Origin of the sequence: Bradyrhizobium cajani, from assembly GCF_009759665.1 — a bacterium.
GTDB classification, from domain to species: domain Bacteria; phylum Pseudomonadota; class Alphaproteobacteria; order Rhizobiales; family Xanthobacteraceae; genus Bradyrhizobium; species Bradyrhizobium cajani.
Window position 1 is genome coordinate 164,845 of sequence record NZ_WQNE01000013.1, and the last position, 20,120, is coordinate 184,964.

General features: G+C 65.8%; 17 protein-coding genes. 7 read left to right on the forward strand and 10 right to left on the reverse strand.

What is annotated here, in order from left to right; translation table 11 throughout:
* Positions 1–2: 2 nt before the first annotated feature.
* Genes GPL20_RS17945 through GPL20_RS17955 form a run of 3 tightly spaced genes read left to right on the forward strand, consistent with a single transcriptional unit; the run spans position 3 to position 3,663 of the window.
* Positions 3–740 carry an ABC transporter ATP-binding protein gene (locus tag GPL20_RS17945; RefSeq protein WP_157330832.1) on the forward strand — a complete coding sequence of 246 codons (738 nt, stop codon included), beginning with the start codon at positions 3–5 and terminating at the stop codon, positions 738–740.
* Entirely contained in the window at positions 737–1,795 is a 1,059-nt protein-coding gene (locus GPL20_RS17950; protein ID WP_157330833.1) for a Gfo/Idh/MocA family protein, read from the forward strand. Before GPL20_RS17945 ends, GPL20_RS17950 begins: the two co-directional genes overlap by 4 nt.
* Positions 1,792–3,663: a bifunctional sugar phosphate isomerase/epimerase/4-hydroxyphenylpyruvate dioxygenase family protein gene (locus tag GPL20_RS17955; RefSeq protein ID WP_157330834.1), complete on the forward strand. Its 1,872-nt coding sequence runs from the start codon at positions 1,792–1,794 to the stop codon at positions 3,661–3,663. The genes GPL20_RS17950 and GPL20_RS17955 overlap by 4 nt, the downstream gene beginning before the upstream one ends.
* Positions 3,664–3,944: 281 nt before the next feature.
* Here GPL20_RS17955 and GPL20_RS17960 read toward each other — a convergent pair whose 3' ends face one another.
* Positions 3,945–5,117: an ABC transporter substrate-binding protein gene (locus tag GPL20_RS17960; RefSeq protein ID WP_157330835.1), complete on the reverse strand. Its 1,173-nt coding sequence runs from the start codon at positions 5,115–5,117 to the stop codon at positions 3,945–3,947.
* Between the two features lie 311 nt (positions 5,118–5,428).
* On the opposite strand from GPL20_RS17960, the gene GPL20_RS17965 reads away from it, so the two are divergent.
* The gene (locus tag GPL20_RS17965; RefSeq protein ID WP_157330836.1) at positions 5,429–6,691 is read left to right on the forward strand and encodes an NAD(P)/FAD-dependent oxidoreductase; all 1,263 of its coding nucleotides are present in this window, start codon (positions 5,429–5,431) and stop codon (positions 6,689–6,691) included.
* 298 nt (positions 6,692–6,989) lie between these two features.
* On the opposite strand, the gene GPL20_RS17970 is transcribed toward GPL20_RS17965, so the two are convergent.
* Genes GPL20_RS17970 through GPL20_RS17980 form a run of 3 tightly spaced genes read right to left on the reverse strand, consistent with a single transcriptional unit; the run spans position 6,990 to position 9,777 of the window.
* Positions 6,990–8,201, reverse strand: a complete 1,212-nt coding sequence (locus GPL20_RS17970) for an ABC transporter substrate-binding protein (RefSeq protein ID WP_157330837.1) — start codon at positions 8,199–8,201, stop codon at positions 6,990–6,992.
* A 23-nt stretch (positions 8,202–8,224) separates the two neighbouring features.
* Entirely contained in the window at positions 8,225–8,548 is a 324-nt protein-coding gene (locus tag GPL20_RS17975) for a 2Fe-2S iron-sulfur cluster-binding protein (RefSeq protein ID WP_157330838.1), read from the reverse strand.
* Positions 8,549–8,559: 11 nt separating this feature from the next.
* Positions 8,560–9,777: a cytochrome P450 gene (locus GPL20_RS17980; RefSeq protein ID WP_157330839.1), complete on the reverse strand. Its 1,218-nt coding sequence runs from the start codon at positions 9,775–9,777 to the stop codon at positions 8,560–8,562.
* Between the two features lie 83 nt (positions 9,778–9,860).
* Between GPL20_RS17980 and GPL20_RS17985 the strand changes: the two genes are divergently transcribed.
* On the forward strand, positions 9,861–10,364 hold the full coding sequence (locus tag GPL20_RS17985) for a MarR family winged helix-turn-helix transcriptional regulator (RefSeq protein WP_157330840.1): 504 nt from the start codon (positions 9,861–9,863) through the stop codon (positions 10,362–10,364).
* A gap of 429 nt (positions 10,365–10,793) precedes the next feature.
* Here the strand turns inward: GPL20_RS17985 and GPL20_RS17990 are convergent, their stop codons facing one another.
* Entirely contained in the window at positions 10,794–12,650 is a 1,857-nt protein-coding gene (locus tag GPL20_RS17990) for a feruloyl-CoA synthase (protein ID WP_157330841.1), read from the reverse strand.
* Between the two features lie 148 nt (positions 12,651–12,798).
* Here GPL20_RS17990 and GPL20_RS17995 point away from each other — a divergent pair, with 148 nt between their 5' ends.
* Both GPL20_RS17995 and atzF read left to right on the forward strand, forming a co-directional pair.
* Positions 12,799–13,290 carry a MarR family winged helix-turn-helix transcriptional regulator gene (locus tag GPL20_RS17995; RefSeq protein WP_167533081.1) on the forward strand — a complete coding sequence of 164 codons (492 nt, stop codon included), beginning with the start codon at positions 12,799–12,801 and terminating at the stop codon, positions 13,288–13,290.
* A 194-nt stretch (positions 13,291–13,484) separates the two neighbouring features.
* A complete protein-coding gene (gene atzF / locus GPL20_RS18000) occupies positions 13,485–15,287 on the forward strand; it encodes an allophanate hydrolase (RefSeq protein WP_157330843.1) in 1,803 nt (600 codons plus the stop codon).
* Positions 15,288–15,476: 189 nt separating this feature from the next.
* On the opposite strand, the gene GPL20_RS18005 is transcribed toward atzF, so the two are convergent.
* The 5 genes from GPL20_RS18005 to GPL20_RS18025 are packed head-to-tail and all read right to left on the reverse strand — an operon-like array spanning position 15,477 to position 19,975.
* Complete coding sequence (locus tag GPL20_RS18005; protein WP_167533082.1) at positions 15,477–16,199, reverse strand: GntR family transcriptional regulator; 723 nt, start codon at positions 16,197–16,199, stop codon at positions 15,477–15,479.
* Positions 16,200–16,203: 4 nt separating this feature from the next.
* Positions 16,204–16,596 (reverse strand): oxalurate catabolism protein HpxZ, encoded by a 393-nt coding sequence (hpxZ, locus tag GPL20_RS18010; protein ID WP_028148076.1) that lies wholly within the window; start codon positions 16,594–16,596, stop codon positions 16,204–16,206.
* A 1-nt stretch (position 16,597) separates the two neighbouring features.
* Complete coding sequence (locus GPL20_RS18015) at positions 16,598–17,992, reverse strand: AtzE family amidohydrolase (protein WP_167533083.1); 1,395 nt, start codon at positions 17,990–17,992, stop codon at positions 16,598–16,600.
* A gap of 7 nt (positions 17,993–17,999) precedes the next feature.
* Positions 18,000–18,179, reverse strand: coding sequence for a DUF4089 domain-containing protein (locus tag GPL20_RS18020; protein ID WP_018316853.1), 180 nt, complete (start codon positions 18,177–18,179; stop codon positions 18,000–18,002).
* Between the two features lie 26 nt (positions 18,180–18,205).
* Positions 18,206–19,975, reverse strand: a complete 1,770-nt coding sequence (locus tag GPL20_RS18025; RefSeq protein WP_157330845.1) for a dipeptide ABC transporter ATP-binding protein — start codon at positions 19,973–19,975, stop codon at positions 18,206–18,208.
* Positions 19,976–20,120 lie beyond the last annotated feature (145 nt).

Sequence of the window (20,120 nt, forward strand, 5' to 3'; positions counted from 1 at the left end):
CCATGAGCGACCCGATCCTCTCGGTTCACAATCTCGTCGGCGGCTACGGCAAGATGACGATCTTGAACGGCACCACCTTCGCGGTGCCGCAGGCGACCATCACCACCATCATCGGCCCGAACGGCGCCGGCAAATCCACCGTATTCAAGGCGATCTTCGGCCTCTTGAAGCTGCGCGAGGGCAAGATCAGTTTCGCCGGCCGCGATGTCACGAATCTGAGCCAGCGCGCGCTGCTCAATGCCGGCATCTGCTACGTGCCGCAGGGCCGCAACATCTTCCCCGAGCTGTCCGTGCGCCACAACATCGAGCTCGGTGGCGTCGCCGCCGAGAAGGGTCTCGACCTGCCGAGGCGGATCGAGGCGGCCCTCGACCTGTTCCCGGCGCTGCGACGGAAATCGACGCAGCAGGCCTCGACGCTCTCGGGCGGCGAGCAGAAGCAGCTCGAGATCGCCCGCTCGCTGCTGCTCGAACCAAAGCTCGTGCTGATCGACGAGCCCTCGATCGGCCTGTCGCCGCTGATGGTGCAGCAGACCTTCGACATCCTCAAGAGCTTGCGCGACCGCGGCGTCACGGTCCTGATGATCGAGCAGAACGCCCGCTCGGCGCTGGAGATCTCGGACATCGGCATCGTGCTCGAGCTCGGCCAGACCCGGATGGTCGACGGCGCGCAGCGCATCCTGAACGATCCCCGCATCGGCCAGCTCTTCCTCGGCGGCGCCATGGAGGAGAGTGCGGCATGAGCGCAAAAATGCGCATCGCGGTCGCCGGCGCCGGTCTGATCGGCCGCCGCCATATCGAGCTGATCGAGTCCTCCAGGGATTGCGTGCTCGCCGGCATCGCCGACCCCTCGCCCGCGGCAAGGGATTACGCGCTGGCGCACAATGTGCCCTGCTACGCGGATCATCGCGCGCTGCTGGCGCAGGAGAAACCCGACGGCCTCGTCATCGCCTCGCCCAATACGCTGCACCTGCCGATGGCGCTCGACTGCGCCGAGGCGGGCGTGCCGGCCCTGATCGAGAAGCCGGTGACCGAGACGGTGGCGACCGCGCAGCGCTTGTGCACGGCCGTCAAGAAATCCGGCGTGCCGATGCTGGTCGGCCATCATCGCCGGCACAACCCCATCATCAAGTCGGCCCGCGAGACGGTGGCGGGCGGCAAGCTCGGCCAGCTCACCGCCGTGGTCGGGCTCTGGCTGCTGAAGAAGCCCGACGATTATTTCGAGGTCGCCTGGCGGCGCGAGCAGGGCGGCGGGCCGCTGCTGATCAACCTCATCCACGACATCGACAATCTCCGCTTCATCTGCGGCGAGATCGTCGAGGTGCAGGCGCTGACCTCGAACAAGATGCGCGGCTTCGCGGTCGAGGACACCGCCGCACTCCTCCTGCGCTTCGCCAATGGCGCGCTCGGCACGGTGACGGTGTCGGATGCAACGCCGGCGCCGTGGAGCTGGGAGCTGACCGCGGGCGAGAACGCGGTCTATCCCAGGCAGGACCAGCCCTGTTACGTCTTCGCCGGCACCAACGGCTCGCTGTCGGTGCCGACCATGGAGCTGTGGTCCTATCCGCATAACCCTGGCTGGCATGCGCCGCTGTCCCGCGAACCCGTTGCGCTCGCCAAGTTCGATCCGCTCGTCGAGCAACTCCGGCATTTCCTCGCCGTGATCGCGCGCCGCGAGCAGCCGCTGATTTCAGTCGAGGATGCGATGGGCACGCTTGCGGTCGTCGAGGCCGTCAGCGACGCCGCGCGCACGGGACACAAGATATCGCTGCGCCGGATCATGGAGCAGGTCGCATGAACAAGCGCTCGATCGCCACCGTCTCCCTCTCAGGCGCCCTCGACGAGAAGCTCCGCGCCATTGCTGCGGCCGGCTTCGACGCGGTCGAGATCTTCGAGAACGATCTGCTGTCGTTCGGCGCCAGCCCGCGCGAAGTGGCGCAGCTCTGCAAGGACCTCAATCTCGAGATCTGCGCGTTCCAGCCGTTCCGCGATTTCGAGGGCATGCCCGAGCCGCAGCGTGCGCGCAACTTTGCCCGCGCCGAGCGGAAGTTCGATTTGATGCAGGAGCTCGGCACCGATCTCTTGCTGATCTGCTCCAACGTCTCGCCCGCCTCGCTCGGCGGCATCGACCGCGCCGCCGAGGATTTTCGCGAGCTCGGCGAGCGTGCGGCGCAGCGCGGTTTGCGCGTCGGCTACGAGGCGCTGGCCTGGGGCCGCCATGTCAACGACTACCGCGATGCCTGGGAGATCGTGCGGCGCGCCGATCACGCCGCGATCGGCGTCATTCTCGACAGTTTTCACGCGCTGGCACCCGGCTTTCCGACCCGCGCGATCGCCTCGATCCCCGGCGACAAGATCTTCCTGGTGCAGCTTGCGGATGCGCCCAAGCTCGAGCTCGACATCCTGTCCTGGAGCCGGCACTTCCGCTCCTTCCCCGGCCAGGGCGATCTGCCGGTCGGCGAGTTCATGACGGTGATCGCGGCGACGGGTTATGCCGGGCCGCTGTCGCTCGAGATCTTCAACGATCAGTTCCGCGCCGGCTCGGCCGCGCAGACTGCGGTCGACGGCCTGCGCTCGCTGATCCTGCTGGAGGACCTGCTCGCACCGGATTGGCCGAAATTTGCCGGCGAGCCGCTGGCACCGAAGGCCAAGAGCCGCGGCACGGGGTTCATCGAATTTGCCGTCAACGAGACCAAGGCCGGCGAACTCGCCATGCTGTTCGCGCAGCTCGGCTTCCGCAGGAGCGGCAAGCACCGCAGCAAGGCGGTGGAGCGCTGGACGCAGGGCAAGGCCGAGCTCGTGATCAATTGCGAGACCGACGGCTTTGCCCATTCGCACTACGTCACGCACGGCCCGGGCGTCTGCGCGATCGCGCTCGATGTCGACAATGCCGGCCTTGCCATGCAGCGCGCCGAGACGCTGAAGGCGCGCACCTTCTACCAGCCGGTCGGTCCGGGGGAGCTGGAGATTCCCGCGATCCACGGCGTCGGCGGCAGCCTGCTCTATTTCCTGGATCAGGCCGGCAGGAACTGGGACACCGATTTCGAGCCGGTCGCGAGCGACGCAAAGGGCGACGCACTGCTGGCGGTCGATCACATCGCGCAGTCGATGCCCTATGACGAGATGCTGTCCTGGCTATTGTTCTACACCGGCATCCTCGACCTGAAACGGCTGCCGCAGATGGAGATCGCCGACCCCAGAGGGCTCGTGCAGAGCCAGGCCATCATCAACGCCGACCAGAGCCTGCGCTTCGTGCTCAACGGCTCCTCCGCCAACCGTACCCTGCCGTCACGCTTCATCTCGGAGTTCTTCGGCTCCGGCGTGCAGCACGTCGCATTCTCGTGCCGGGACATATTTGCGACGGTCGCCGCGATGCGCGCGCGCGGCGCGGACTTCCTGGACATCCCCGACAATTATTACGACGATATCGAAGCCAAATACGACCTCGCGCCCGACGTCATGGCAAAACTCCGCGCCAACCACATCCTCTACGACCGCGAGGGCGACGGCGAGTTCTTCCAGGTCTACACCCACATTTTCGACGAGCGTTTCTTCTTCGAGATCGTCGAGCGAAGGAACTATCAGGGCTTTGGCGCGGCCAATGCCGGCATCAGGCTGGCGGCGCAGTCGCGCGAGGTGCGCCCCGCCAGCATGCCGCGGGTGTAGCTTTTGCGAGTGCGGGCCCTTCGCCTCTCCCCGCTTGCGGGGAGAGGCCGGATTGCATCGAAGATGCGATCCGGGTGAGGGGGACTCGTGACAATCAGGAGCAACGCCTTCCACGTCATTGCGAGCCAACGGGGCCGCGCTTCGCGCGGTCCCGTTGGCTCGCGATGACGATGTGGGAACTATCGAGCAATTCGACTCGCTCCGTCCCCGCGGAGACTCCCCCTCACCCCGACCCTCTCCCCGCAAGCGGGGAGAGGGGAAGAGGCGGCGGAAGCTTCAACTCACTTCATCTTGCACTTGTCGTGGAAGCGATCCTGGTCGTTCTGGACGATGGTGGCGACCGTCTTCAACGCGAGCTGGCCCTCGGCGTCCTTGACCACGTCCTGGAGGTAGAAATTCTGGATCGGGATGTGGTTGTTGCCATACTTGAACGGGCCGCGCACCGATTTGAAGTTCACCTTCTCCATCTCGGCCTTCATCTCGTCCTTCTTCGAGGTGTCACCTTTCACGGCGACGACGGCGCTGTTGATCAGGTTTGCGGCGTCATAGGACTGCGCGCCGTAGAAGGTCGGGCGCAGGCCGGGATATTTCTTGCGATAGTCGGCGACGAACTTCTTGTTCTCGTCGTTGGGCAGGTCGTTGACCCATTGCTGCGCGCCGGGCACGCCGAGCGCGTTGTCCTTCTGCAGCGGCAGCGACAATTCGTCGATCGTGAACGCGGTGTAGAGCGGGATCTGCGCCTTGATGCCGGCCTGGGCGTATTGATTGAGGAATTGCACGCCGGCCGCACCCGGATAGAATACGAAGATCGACTCCGCCTTGGAGTTCTTCGCCTTGGTGAGCTCGGCGGAGAAGTCGAGCTGGCTCGGCCAAACCGTGTATTCCTCGCCGACCACCTCGCCCTTGAAGGTGCTCTTGACCCCTGCCAGCATGTCCTTGCCGGCGGCGTAGTTCGGGCCGATCAGGAACACCGACTTGACGCCCTTCTGATTCATGTAAGTGCCGACCGCCTGCGGGGTCTGGTCATTCTGCCAGGAGGTCGAGAACACGTAAGGCGAGCACAGTTCGCCGGCGAGCTGCGACGGTCCGGCATTGGCCGAGATCAGGAAGGTCTTGCTGTCGACGGCCGTCTTGAGCGAGGCCAGCAGCACGTTGGACCAGATGTAGCCGACGATGAAATCGACCTTGTCGGACTGCACCAGCTTCTCGGTCTTCTGCTTGCCGACGTCGGGCTTCTGCTGGTCGTCCTCGTAGAGCACCTCGACCGGCTTGCCGTCCATCTTGCGGCCGATATGGTCGAGCGCGAGCTCGAAGGAGTTGCGCATGTCGTTGCCGATCACGGCGGTCGGGCCGCTGAAGGTCGAAACGAAGCCGATCTTGATGGTGTCGCCGGCGGATGCCGGGCCTGCCAGCGCGAGCGCCGCTGCGCCCGCCAGCCAGAATGCCGTCCTCATAACCACTCCCCTCCTTGATTATTGATCCCCGGAAACGGGGTGATCGCCGCCCCGGGCCGTCTCTATTGAACGCAAAATCTGTCGAGCCGCCAATGGCTCAGCGCCTGCCCCTGCACCATATTTCGCCCCAATCGGGGATGGCAAGAAATATAATTCTACTTACTTCGGCCAAGGCCGGTCCGAGACTGCGGCGCTTTTTCGCGCCGGATCGATACATCAGGCCTATCCTGCGATTGATGACGGCTATTGGACCGCGCACCACTTTCCGCACTTAAATGAGTAGGTAGAGCAGCGAGATTCGAGGGCGCATCATGACCACGGCACCGCACCGCGTCGTCATCGTCGGAGCCGGCTTCGGCGGGCTGGAGACGACCTACCGTCTTGCAGGCGCTCCGGTCGAGATCACGCTGATCGACCGCCGCAACCACCATCTGTTCCAGCCGCTGCTCTACCAGGTCGCGACCGCTTCGCTGGCAACCAGCGAGATCGCCTGGCCGATCCGCCATCTCATGCGCGACCGGCGCGAGGTGACGACGCTGTTTGCGACGGTGAGCGGCGTCGATGCGGCAAGGCGCTGCGTGCTGATCGATGACGGCAGCGAGGTACCCTACGACACGCTGGTGCTCGCCACCGGCGCCCGTCACGCCTATTTCGGCCACGACGAGTGGGAAACCTGGGCGCCGGGCCTGAAGACGCTGGAGGACGGCACCACGCTGCGCCGTCACATCCTGGTGGCGTTCGAGCGCGCCGAGCGCGAGACCGATCCGGCCAGGCGCGCAGCGCGGCTGACCTTCGTCATCGTCGGCGCCGGTCCGACCGGCGTCGAGCTCGCCGGCACCATCGCCGAGATGGCGCACCACACTCTCCCGAGCGATTTCCGCAACATCGACACGACCAAGGCGCGCGTGGTGCTGATCGAGGCCGGCCCACGCGTGCTCGCCGGCTTTCCGGACGATCTCTCGGCCTATGCGCAGGCCTCGCTGGAAAAGATCGGCGTCGAAGTCGTGCTCGGGCAAGCCGTCACCGAAATCAACCGCGACGGCGTGGTGTTCGGCGGGAAGCTATTGAATGCCAAGACCCGGATCTGGGCCGCTGGCGTCCGCGCTTCGCCTGCGGCCGAATGGTTGGGCGCACCGGCCGATCGCGCCGGGCGCGTGGAGGTCGAAGCGGATCTGACCGTTCCCGGCCATCCCGACATCTTCGCGATCGGCGACACCGTCAGCATCAATGCCTGGGAGGGCAAGCCCGTGCCCGGCATCGCACCGGCCGCCAAGCAGCAGGGCCGCCACGTCGCCGAAACCATCAAGGCACGCCTGCGCGGCGAGACCAAGGGCCCGTTCCGCTACAAGCACGCCGGCAGTCTCGCGCAGATCGGCAAGCGGCTCGCGGTGATCGATTTCGGCCGCATCAAGCTACGCGGCGCCATCGCCTGGTGGATCTGGGGCATCGCCCACATCTACTTCCTGATCGGGCTGCGCCACCGCCTCAGCGTTGCCCTGAGCTGGCTGTGGATCTACGCCCGCGACCAGCGCGCGGCGCGGTTGATCACCCAGGGGTCAAGCAAGGTGGTGTAGGGAGCTTCTTCTCCCTCTCCCCGTTCTTACGGGGAGAGGATTGGGGTGAGGGGCCTCTCTCCGTGGGGACAGTGAAAGTCGAATCCTTCGATGTTCCTACGTCGTCATTGCGAGCGCAGCGAAGCAATCCAGAGTCTTCCCACGAAGGGATTCTGGATTGCTTCGCTCCGCTCGCAATGACGTGCTGAAAGATCGCCGTTCCCGCGAACATCTGACTCGCGGAAGCTCCCCCTCACCCGAATTGCATCTTCGATGCAATCCGGCCTCTCCCCGCAAGCGGGGAGAGGCGAAGAGCACCCTACTTCACCAGTTCGCATCCGCCCTCGGCGAGCGGGCGGAACGCCTGCTCCGCCGGAATCGTCGAAACCAGCTTGTAATAGTCGTACGGATATTTCGACTCCTCCGGCTTCTTCACCTCGAACAGATACATCGGATGCACGACGCGGCCGTCCTGGCGGATCGTGGTGTCGCCGAACAGCTTGTCCTTGCCCTTGAACTTCTTCATCTCGGGCACGACGTTCCTGGCGTTGTCGCTGCCGGCGGCGGCGACGGCGTTGAGATAAGCCAGCGTGGAGGCGTAGACGCCGGCCTGGTTGCCGCTCGGCATCTTGCCGTTCATGCCGGGCCGCGCGGCGAAGCGCTTGGCGAAGGCGCGGGTGTCGTCGTTCATGTCCCAATAAAAGGCTTCCATGAGCTGGAGGCCCTGCGCGACCTTGATGCCCATGCCGTGGACATCGTTGATGAAGAGCAGGAAGGCGACGAGCTTCTGTCCACCCTGCTGGATGCCGAACTCGGCGGCCTGCTTCACCGCGTTGATGGTATCGCCGCCGGCATTGGCAAGGCCGATCACCTGCGCCTTCGAGCTTTGCGCCTGCAACAGGAAGGAGGCGAAATCGGAGGTGCCGAGCGGGTGCTTGGACGACCCGATCACCTTGCCGCCGTGCCCCTCGATGTATTTCTGCGCTTCCGACTCGATGCCCTTGCCGAGCGCGAAATCGACCGTGAGGAAATACCAGTCCTTGCCGCCGCGCGACACCATCGCGGCCGCGGTGGTGTTGCCGGTCGCCCAGGTGTCGTTGACCCATTGGATGGTGTTGGGCGAACAGGCCTTGCCGGTGAGATCGGAGCTTGCCGTGGACGACGCCAGGAACGTCATGCGGCTGTCACGCAACAGCGTGTTGATGGAGAGACCGACGGCCGAATTCGGCACGTCGACGATGGCATCGACACCCTCGACATCGAGCCATTTGCGTGCGATGGCGTTACCGACATCGGCCTTGTTCTGGTGGTCGGCATAGACGATCTCGACCTTGATACCCTTGCCGCCGCCGTTGAAATCCTCCGCCGCCATGCGCGCGGCTTCCACCGAGCCCATGCCATTGGTGTCCTGGAAGATGCCGGAGATGTCGTTGAGCACGCCGACGCGTACCACATTGTCGGAGATCTCGGCACTTGCCGCGCCGGCCACCAGGCTCGCAGCCAGTGCGAACGTCCACTTCAGATGTTTCATGCGTCCCTCCCCTGATTGAAATTTCAGACCTGCCGCTCCGGCAGTCTCAGCACGAGCCCGTCGAGTGCGGGCGTGATCGCGATCTGGCACGAGAGCCGGCTGTTCGGCAGCCGCTCGGTGGCGGTGCCGTCGAGCAATGCGTCCTCGACATCCGCGATCGCCGGCAGGCGCGCGAGCCAGCTCTCGTCGACATAGACGTGGCAGGTCGCGCACATGGCGTTGCCGCCGCATTCGGCCAGGATGCCGTCGAGGCCGTGGCGCGTGGCGGCCTGCATGGCGCTCTCGCCCTCGCCGGTCTCGACGCGTTCGATCTTGCCGTCGGCATGGATGAAAGTGATGGCGGGCATGAAGCTCCTCGTCAGGCCGGGGTAATGGTGACGGGCAGGCTGTCGAGCCCGCGCAGCGTGTTGTTGAAGCGGCGTTTCGGCTCGCCTGTGATCTCGATCTTCGCGATGCGCCGCGCCAGCGCCATCAGCATCACCTCGCCTTCGAGGCGCGCGACGAGCTGGCCGACGCACATGTGGATGCCGGAGCCGAAGCCGACATGGCCGGAGGTGCGGCGGGTGATGTCGTAACTGTCGGGCTTGTCCCAGCGGCGGGGATCGCGATTGGCTGCCGCGAGGAACATCAACACCTTCTCGCCCTCGCCGATCTTTGCACCGGAGAGCTCCACCTCGCGCGTGGTGGTGCGGAAGAAGGTCTGCACCGGGCTTTCGAAACGCACGGCTTCCTCGAACGCGCCGCGCGCAAGCGAGAGGTCCTCGCGCAGGCGCTGCCATTGATCCGGGAAGCGGGCGAGGCAGTAGACCGCGGCGCCGATGCCGTTGACCGTGGTGTCGAGCCCGGCCGACAGCAGTGAGCGCACCAGGAGCGGCGCCTCGGTCGCGGTGATTTCGCCGTCGTCGACGCGGGCGTGGATGCAGGCGCCGAAGCCGCCGGGCGCCAGATTCTCGCGCTGGCACTGCTCGGCGACATAGGCCTGGTGCGGCGCCGAGCGCTCGATCGCCTCCTGGCGCAACTGGTTGGGCGGGCCGAACGCGTTGAACACGACGCTCGCATAGGGGATCAGATGCTCGCGGCCTTCCGCCTTGAGCCCGAGCGCATCCGGAAAGATCGAGAGCGGATAGGCCTCGGCGAGATCGGTGATCGCATCGAAGCTGCGCTTGTCCAGCAGGGCATCGACCCGCGCCTCGGCGGCCGCGGCAAAGCGGTCGCGCACCTGCTTCATCACCGTCGGCGACAGCACCTTCGACAGCACGGCCCGGGTGCGGGTGTGCGCGGGCGGATCGGCCTCCAGGATCAGGCTCGGCGGCCGCCACGGCGTCTCCTTCTTGAAGTCGGACAGGCCGACACCGCGGCTGGAGCAGAAGGTCGCAGGATCGTTCAGCACGGCGTGGACTTCGGCATAGCGCGCCACGCCATAGACGTTCCATTTATCCAGATAGACCACCGGCCCCGCCTCCCGCAGCTTCTCGTGCGTGGGATAGGGATCGGCAAAAAAACTCATCGCGAACGGATCGACGTCGAGATGCGGGACGGCTGATGGACCGATTACAGGGGAGTTGGGTACAGTCATGGGAGGCCTCCCTCACTTTGATCTTGTGAAAGGCGCGCGCATGCCCTTAGGTCTTTGGGCACGCCGCGAGTCAAAAGCCCGATATGCCGCCGCCCTCGACCCGATCCCGCCAGAAGCCTGCGCCCATTGACGTGGGGCCGACGCTCGATCTCGACCGTTACGTCCCGGCCTTCGTCACCTTCATCGCCAACAAGCTCTCGAACAGCGCGACCGCATTTTACCAGCGGCAGTTCGGCGTCAACGTCACGGAATGGCGGATCATGTCGCTGCTGGCGATCGAGCCCGGCATCCCGGCCTCGCGCATCTGCCACGTCATCGGCTTCGACAAGGGGCCGGTGAGCCGGACCCTCGCGGGGCTCGAGAAGCGCGGGCTGGTTTCGATCCGCACCGACCCGAACGACGGCCGCACCCATTCGATTTCGCTGACGGCGAAGGGCCGCTCCACCCACGACAAGGTGATCGTCGCGGCGCTCGAACGCGAGCGGCGCCTGTTGTCCTGCCTCAGCAAGGACGAGCGCGAGGTGCTGATCGATCTGCTGCGCCGGCTGCATGAAAATCTCGGCGCGGTGACCGGCGCCGGCACCTGACAGATCGCGCGCCGGGCGCAACCTCCTGTCATATCCGGGCATGCGCCGGCATTTGCCGGCGGCACCACTTCTGCCGCGCATTGTTTCCTCCAGAATCAGACGCAGCGGTTCGCCGCCGTCATCCTTGTCTGGAACGGTTCGCACAAATTAGTTGCTTAGGCAACAAAAGAATCGGCAAGATAATGCGGCAGGCTGGCTGGCCTATTGGACAGGCTGTCACACACCCACCTCGTCATTCCGGGGCGCGCGTAGCGCGAACTATGGTGCGCAATTGCGCACCGGAGAATCCATCGGGCAACAACCCCAGCGGCGAAATGGATTCCGGGCTCGCGCCAAAAGGCGCGCCCCGGAATGACAGCGAGATTGCCTGCACCGCCCGACTAAGCAGCCACGTCTTCACATCGCTGAGGCATCGCCGCAGCAGTCAATTCACCCGACGCAACCGATCCACTCACCCGCCTCATCATCATTCAACCGCGCTACCGCATCGGCACGGCGCGTCAACACGGCACGTTGGTTGATGTAGCCCTTGTCGGTGATCTCGCCGCCGTCGACCGAGGCCGGCTCGGCGAGCAGCAGCGCCCGCGTGGCGTGACCGGAGGAGTTGGCGCTTTGCTGCTTCAGTTTCGCAAGGCCCTGAGCGACTGCAGCTCTGATCTTCTCATGCGTCAGCACCTCATTCACGCCTGCCGTCTCGGGCAGGCCGGCATGAGCGCGGCAGGCGGCGATGTTCGGAAACACCAGGAAGCGGACGTCGTCGCCGCCGTGACCGGTGACGACGATGTCCTGCGCGAGCGGCGCCAGCGCGGCGATACCGGCCATGCGTAGCGTACCGACACTGACCCAGGTGCCGGAATTGAGCTTGAAGTCTTCCGCGACGCGGCCATCGAAGAACAGGCCGCGTTCCGGTCGTTCGACATCGGCGAACTTCACGGCGTCTCCGATGAGATAGAAGCCCTCGTCGTCGAAAGCCTGCTTCGTCAGCTCCGGCGCCTTCCAATAGCCCGGCGTGACGTTGGGACCGCGGACGCGGACCTCCAGCTTGTCGCCGGAGGTGACGAGCTTCAGTTCCGTGCCGGGGATAGGCACGCCGATATTGCCGGAGCGCTCGGCGAGGAAATGGCAGTCGGCCGCAAGTGGCGAGGTCTCGGTCGAGCCCCAGGCGGAGACCATCGGCAGCGCACGGCCGGCGGTCTCGATGGACAGCTGCTCCAGAGCGTCCCAGAGATTTTGCGGCAACGCTGCGCCGGCATAGAAGGCGAACTTCACCCCGCCGAAGAAGCGGCGGCGCAGATCCTCGTCGCTGCGCAGTGCCGCAATCAGCATGTCGAAGCCGCGCGGCACGTTGAAATAGACCGTCGGTATCACGCTTTTCAGATTGGCAAGCGACGTCGCAAAGAGTCCGGGCGCGGGCTTGCCGCCATCGATATAGAGCGAGCCGCCGTTGCGCAGCACCAGGTTGAAATTGTGGTTGGCACCGAAAGTATGGCTCCAGGGCAGCCAGTCGAGAATGACGAGGTCACCGCGGCCGGGTTCGAGGAACGTCCAGGTCTGCGCCTTGGCCTGCTGGCTCGAGGTCAGCATGCGCTGGGTGTTGATGACCGCCTTGGGCGTGCCGGTCGAGCCCGAGGTGAACAGGAATTTTGCGATCGTGTCCGGCGTCACCGCGGCAAAGGCTCTTGCGACGTCGGGCGTCTCCGGCGTTGTCGCGATGCTGCGGAACGCAAGCGCGACGGCATCGTCGCCATTGCCGCTGATGATCTGCGCCTGATGCAGCGGCTCGATCGCAGCCAGCGCCGCTGCAAATGGCTTGGTCGCGGCAACATAGATCGCGCCGGGCTCGAGCAGCGTGATCATGCTTCTGAGCTTGTCGAAATCCTTCGACATCAGCGAATAGGCGGGCGAGATCGCGGCAGAGGGCACGCCGACATGCTGGGCGGCAAGCGCCAGCAGCGCATGGTCGATGCTGTTGTCGGAGAGGATGACGACGGGACGCTCCGCGCTGAGGCCCTGCGCCAAAATCCAGGACGCCACCGCGCGCACCTGGCGCAGCGCCTGCGCGTAAGTGACGGTGGTCCAGGGCGCTTCGGCACTGCTGCGCTCGGCGAGGAAGGTCGTATCCGGCGTTTGCCGCGCCCATTGCTCCAGCCAGTCGCCGGTGCAGCGCGCGCTCTCGCCAAGAGGTTCGGGCGAACGCAGCACGATGCTGCCGTCGGCGCGATGCTCGGCGAGCGTCCTTGGCGTTGCGAACAGGCCGGCAACGTCACCGCGTGGGGCGGTTGTCATGGTTTCCTCCTCGCCCGGAACCGGGATCGACCACAGCCTCGTTCCGGGCTGCTATGGTCATAATGTTGGGCACGACAATTGTTGTCGTCAACAACAATCTTCCGCTCGCGCCATTGAGGCGCTAAGGTTACGCGGCAGGAGAGACGATTTGACAGCCAGCGCAGCCCAGACTTCCTCACGCAAACGCGCCGGCAACGGCGCCGCGCGTATCGACGCCGACGAGATCGGCCTCGACGCACTGGTCGGGCATGCCGGCTATGCCGTGCGGCGCTTCCAGATCTGGATCTTCCAGGACTTCATCAGGACGCTCGGCGAGGTCGACATCCGGCCGACGCAATATTCGGTGCTGACGGTGATCGGCGCCAATCCCGGCCTGTCGCAGATGGCGGTGGCCAATCGCCTCGGCATCGAGCGCGCCCGGCTGGTGCATCTGCTCGACAGCCTCGAACAGCGCAGGCTGGTGAAACGGATCAAATCGAAGACGGACCGGCGCGCGCACGCGCTGCACCTCACCGCGCAGGGCGAGACGGCACTGGCAAAGTTCAAGCGCCTCGCCGCCGAGCACGAGCGGAATGTCGAGGCCAAGATCGGCAGGGAGAACCGGCAGCGGCTGCTCCAGATCCTCGCGGACTTCACCTGACCTTTCCTGCCCATGATTTGGGCAAATGCCCGCAACAGGGCGTTGATGCCGCAGCCCAATCACTCGTCGAAATATCCCCCAAGTCTCTGATCCCACGATAATATCCGGAGCACGCGCCGTGCCTGGATTCTGTACACAATGGCACATCGCTTGCTTCAATCCGGGTGAGGACACGATGCCGGAGTTTTGTCGCCATGGGGGCTGAGCAGCCTGAAACGATCGCCGCGATTGTGGCCGCGCATCGCGCGGGCACGCTCACGCCGGCACAGACGGTCGCGCGGACCTATCAGCGCATCCGGGACCACAACGATCCCGCCGTCTTCATCAGCCTGCGCGATGAGAAGGACGCGATCGCGGAGGCTTCAAGCCTCGCCACGAAGGATGCGGCGAGCCTGCCGCTCTACGGCGTGCCGGTCGCGGTGAAGGACAATATCGACGCGCTGGGCTTTCCGACCACCGCGGCCTGCCCGGCCTTCTCATATACGCCGACGCATGACTCGACCGCCGTGGCGCGTCTGCGTGCCGCCGGCGCCATCATCATCGGCAAGACCAATCTCGACCAGTTCGCAACCGGCCTCGTCGGCGTGCGTTCGCCCTACGGCATCCCCAGAAATTCGATCCGCGAGGATCTCGTTCCGGGCGGATCGAGCTCGGGATCGGCGGTCGCCGTCGGCGCCGGGCTCGTACCACTATCCTTGGGGACCGACACCGCTGGCTCAGGCCGCGTGCCGGCGATGCTGAACAACATCGTCGGGCTGAAGCCAAGCCTCGGCATGATCTCGACCGCGGGCCTCGTGCCGGCCTGCCGCACGCTCGACTGCATCTCGGTCTTCGCGTTGACGGTCGACGACGCCGCGCTCGCGCTGTCGGTGATGGCGGGCGCCGACCCGACCGATCCGTTCACGCGCGACCGGCCGCTGGGCCCGGTCACGCCGTTTCCGCCAAACTTGCGCCTCGGCGTGCCGCGCAACGGGCAATTGATCTTCTTCGGCGACAGGAAGGCGGAAGCGGCTTACGGCGAAGCGCTGAAGCGCTGGACGGTGCTTGGCGCGAGGCTGGTCGAGTTCGACCTCGAGCCGTTCTACGAGACTGCGCGGCTGCTCTATGAAGGGCCCTGGGTCGCTGAACGCTATCTCGTGATCAAGAATCTGCTGGCCTCCGCACCCGATGCGATCCATCCGGTGACGCGCGAGATCACCGCCGCCGGCGCGCGCCTGACGGCCGCGGAAACTTTCTCAGCGCTCTACCGCCTGCAGGGCCTGCGCAAGGTCGCCGAGCGCACCTTGGCCAATATCGACGCGCTGGTGCTGCCGACAGCGCCGACGGCCTATACGACCGCGCAGGTGATGGCCAATCCGATCGAGCTCAACAGCCGGCTCGGCACCTACACAAACTTTGTGAATCTGCTCGACCTCTGCGGCCTTGCCGTGCCGGCGTCGATGCGCGCGGACGGGATTCCGTTCGGCATCACGCTGCTCGCGCCCGCCGGACGCGACGCGCTGCTCGCCAGCATTGGCCGCGCCTTCCATGCGGATACGAAGCTGAGCCTCGGGGCAAAGGGCGTAGCGCAAGCCCCGCTAGCGCCGCTTCCCACGAGCAGCGGCGACGAAATTCCGATTGCGGTCGTCGGCGCGCATCTCTCCGGCATGGCGCTGAACGGCGAGTTGAAAGCGCTGAACGCGCGCCTAGTCGAAGCGACCAGGACAGCGCCCGACTACAAGCTCTATGCACTGCCGACCACGCCGCCGAAGCCGGGCATGCTGCGCGTCGCGGCCGGCAAGGGCACATCGATCGAGCTGGAAATCTGGTCGCTCTCGTCGTCCGCTTTCGGCAGGTTCGTCAACGCGATTCCCGCGCCGATGGCGATCGGCACCGTGCGCCTTGCCGATGGCCGGAGCGTGAAGGGATTCCTGGTCGAGCCGGAGGTGCTGGGCGATGCCCGCGACATCACAGCCTATGGCGGCTGGCGGAAGTTTATGGCGGAAGTGGCGACGTAGCTCGTGTGAACGGTGCGCGCCTCACAAAGACTGTCGTCCCGGACAAGCGCAGCGTCGATCCGGGACCCATACCCACAGGAAGCGGTTTTGCGAAGACTCGGAGTGGGAGCTTTGCCTCACACGACCCCCTGTGGTTATGGGTCCCCGCCTTCGCGGGGACGACACTGAGAGTGCGGCAATAGCGTCCGCCTACACCGACACCGCGTAGATCTCGTACTCCCCGCGCACCAGCTCGATATGCGCGCGCATCGCCGCGGCCGCGCCCTGCTTGTCGCCGCGCATGATGGCGACGACGACGCGGTCGTGCTCGGCTTGCGACTTTGCCAATCGGCCGAGATTGCGGAACTGGGCGCGGCGGAACGGCTGCACCCGCACGCGCGTCGCCAGCGTGATCTCGGCGATATAGCCGTTCTGCGAGCCGGCATAGATGGTGTTGTGGAAGCGCTCGTTGACCTCGTGGAACCGTTCGGGATTGCCGGTGTAGCTCAGCACCCGCAGTTCCTCATGCACGGCTTCGAGTGCATGCCGCTCCGCAGCGGACATGCGCTCGGCGGCAAGGCCGGCGCAGAGCGCCTCGAGCTCCGCCATCGCCTCGAACATGCTCTTCAGCCGCTCGATCGAGGGCTGCGCCACCACCGCGCCGCGATGGGCGCGCGCCTCGACGAGGCCGCTCGCCACGAGCTGGCGCAGCGCCTCGCGCACCGGCGTGCGCGACACGCTGAAGCGGCGCGCGATGTCGGTTTCGTCCAGCGGCGCGCCGGGGGGCAGGGTTCCACGCACGATCTCGTCGGCAAGCTGAAGCCGCAGCTCCTCGGCGCGCGTGACCTTGTGCAGGCTGGGCTGCGGCCGGTCGACGCGCGGCACCACCGGCTCGGCCGGCAATGCTCCCTGCGGAAGATCGTCAAGCGTCATACGGTCAGGTCTCTTTCGACTCGTCGATGATGCTGACATGAGCGGCGACGACGCGCCAGCCCTCCGGGAAGCGAATCCAGGTCTGCATCTGCCGGCCGACCTTGCCGGGAGCCGTGTCGCGATAGAACAGGGTCGAGGCGACCGCCGTATCGCGGCCATAGCTGGTGATCACGGTCTTTGCGGTGCGGCGGTTCAGCCCGACCGGCGAGCGGCCGGCGCGGAAACCGGAGATCGCCTCATAGCCATAGAGGTTCTCCCCGATGCCATAACGCAGCGTGCGGGGATCGTTGCGGAACAGCTCGCCGAGCACGGCGACGTCGTTGCTGACGAGGGCCTGCTCATAGCGCTCGAACGCGGCTTTGACTTCCGCGATCACCTCGGGGAGATCGATCTCCATCTCAAATTCCTCTTGGGCTCGGCGCGGATACCACGCCCATCTGTTCCAACGCGTAGGCGACGCGCAACGCGATGTCCTCGCGCCAGGGCGCGGTGATGATCTGCACGCCGATCGGCAGCGGCTCGAGCGGCACGGGCACGGCGACCACCGGCAGGCCGATGAACGAGATCGGCTGGGTGTGGATGCCGATATTGGCGCGCACCGGCAGCTCGACGCCGTCGAGCGTGAAATTGACCTGACCGAGCTTCGGCGCGGTGCAGGGCGTTGCCGGCGCGAGCAGCACGTCGACCGACTTGAAAATCTCGGCAAGCTGCGCGCGATACCAGCGGCGGAATTTCTGCGCGCGATCGACCAGCGGCGCCGGCACCATGGCGCCGGCAATCAGCCGGTCGCGCACGGCCGGATCGAAATCGTTCGGGCGCTTGCGCAGGCGATCGAGATGCAGCGACGCGCCCTCGGTCGTGGTGATGACGTAAGCCGCCGCGCGGGCGCGCGAGGCCTCAGGCACGTCAACGACTTTCGTGGCGCCGAGCGCCTTGGCGACACGGCCGATGGCTTCGACAGCTTCAGGAAAGACGTTCTTCTGGAAGTGTCCACCCGCGATCGCAATACGCAGGTCCGAAACCGGATTGGCAAGCAGCGGCAGCGTCGGCTCCAACCCGCGCGTCGTGCAGGCGCCATCGTCGGCATCCGACCCCTGCATCGCGTCAAAGGCGAGCGCGAGATCGGTGACCGAGCGCGCGAACGGGCCGAGATGATCGAGGCTTGCGACGAACGGGAACGAGCGGGCGCGCGACAGTCGGCCATAGGTCGGCTTCAGGCCAAAGATGCCGCAAAACGAGGCCGGCACACGGATCGAGCCGTTGGTGTCCGAGCCGAGCGCGAGCGGCACCAGCGCGCCGCCGACGGCGCTGCCCGAGCCGCCGGAGGAGCCGCCGGTCATCCGCGTGGTGTCATGCGGATTGCGCGAGGGACCGTCATGGACGTTCTCGCCGGTGAAGTCGTAGGCGTATTCGCCCATATTGAGCGCGCCGACCAGCACGGCGCCAGCCGCTTCCAAGCGTTCGATCAGCGTGGCGTCGCGCTTGGCCGGCGCGAGGTCGCGGTTGATCTTCGAGCCCGCGCGGGTCGAAAGGCCGGCAACGTCGAACAGGTTCTTCACCGCGAAGGGCACGCCGGCGAGCGGGCCGACGGTCTTGCCCGCGGCGATATCGGCATCGATCGCACGCGCTTTCGTGCGGGCGCGTTCGGCCGTGACGTCGGTGAAGGAATTGAGGATGGGGTCGTGCTGCTTGATGCACGCAAGCGCAGCTTCAGTGGCATCGAGCGCGGACATCCTGCCGCCGGCAACCGCGCTGGCGATCTCGGAGGCTGTCATCTCTGGCTTGGTGGTCATCGCAGCATCAGGCCGTGAAGATCGGCGCCGGCTCGGTCTCGTCCGGCAGCGCGAACTCGTCGACGAGGCGGGCAAGGCGCAACGACACCTCGAGATTGGCGCGCACCGCCGGCCTCCAGGCCTCCTCGACCGGCAGAGCCAGCGCTTTCGATACGGCGTCGATATAATCGTCCAGCGGTTCGGCCATAACGCTCCCAAACAATCAGTGCGCTCTCAGTGCATCTGCAACGGCGGATGCGGGATCGCCGTCAGCAGCTCCTTGGTGTAGTCGTCCTGGGGATCGCTGAGGACCTGCTCGGAAGAGCCCTCCTCGACGATCCGTCCTGTCCGCATCACAATGACACGATCGCACAACAAGCGCACCACATTCAAATCATGCGAGACAAACAGATAGCTCATGCCTAGGCGCTGCTTCAGGTTCTGAAGCAGATTGAGCACCACGGCCTGCACCGAGACGTCGAGCGCCGCCGTCGGCTCGTCCAGGATGACGAGCTTGGGATGCAGGGCGATGGCGCGGGCGATGCCGACGCGGGCCTTCTGGCCGCCGGACAATTGATGCGGGAAGCGGTCGAGCAGATTGTGCGGCAGGCCGACCATGGTCGCCAGTTCCTCGCAGCGGGCGCGCAGCGCATCGCGCCCCCTGATATCGCCGAGCTGCAGGATCGGATCGGCGATGGCGCGCGCGGCGGTGAAGCGCGGATTGAGGCTGTCGGTCGGGTCCTGGAACACCATCTGGATGCGGCTGCGCTGCGGCAGCCTGGCGAAGGCGGCAGGCGCGATGCCGCCGATGTCCTCGCCGTCGAACTGGATCAGGCCGGACGTCAGGTCGAGCAGCCGCATCACCATCATCGACGTCGTCGACTTGCCGCAACCGGACTCGCCGACGAGGCCGACGCTCTCGCCATTGCCAATCGAGAAGCTGATGCCGTCGACGGCGCGGAACACGTCGGGTTCCACCGGAGGCTTGCGGCCGAACAGTTTTGCGAGCGCGGCGGTGGCGTCCTGGCGGGAATATTCCTTGACGAGCTTGTCGACGAGCAGGAGGGGCTTTGAATTCTCGTCACCCCCGGGCTCGACCCGGGGGTCCATCGACTGAGAGGAGGCTTGCGAAGCGTGATGGATGGCCGGGTCAAGCCCGGCCATGACAGCGGCGCCCTCCTCCTCAGGCAGCAGATCCCGCAAGCTCACACCAAGCCGCGGCGTCGCGCGCATCAGCTTTTTTGTATAGGGGTGCTGAGGGCTGGCGAAGATGTCGGCGGCCTTGGCGGTCTCGACCACCCGGCCCCTCTCCATCACCACGACGCGGTCGCAATAGGCGGCAGCCAAGCCCAGATCATGCGTGATCAGGATGGTCGACATCGCGCGGCGCCTGGTCAGCTCGACGATCAGGTCCATCACCGCCTTCTGCGTGGTGACGTCGAGGCCGGTGGTCGGCTCGTCCGCGATCAGGAGCTGCGGATTGCAGGCGAGCGCGAGCGCGATGACGACGCGCTGGCACATGCCGCCTGAGAGCTCGAACGGATAGGCGTGGTAGCGCTCGCGCGGGCGGGCGATCTTGACCTGCTCCAGCGCCTCGATCGCCTTCTCGCCGTGATCGGCGACCTGCGCCTGCTGCACATGGGTGCGCAAGACGTCCTCGATCTGGTCGCCGACCTTGCGGATCGGGTTGAGCGCCGCGCGCGGATTCTGGAAGATCATCGAGACTTCGCGGCCGCGCAGGTCGCGCATCTGGTCTTCGGTCGCGGCCTTCACGTCGATGCCGGAGAACATCACCGAGCCCTCGGCGATCCGCCCCGCCCGGTCGAGGATGCGCATCACCGCGTATGATGTCACCGACTTGCCGGAGCCGGACTCGCCGACGATCGCCAGCGTCTCGCCCTTGGCGACGGAGATGTTGACGTGCTGCACCGCCTTGACGATGCCGCGGCGGGTGGTGAATTCGACGGTGAGGTCCTGGACGTCGAGCAGGGGCTGGGCGGTCATGCGGGCCTCCCAAACAAAAATGACGAAAACAACCCCATGCACAGTAGAAGAGGGTTGGAATCATTAGGGAATTTCAGCCGGAAATGTGCGCGTAAGGCGGGCACGGCTCCATCGCGCCCTCCCCCCTTGTGGGGGAGGGTTGGGG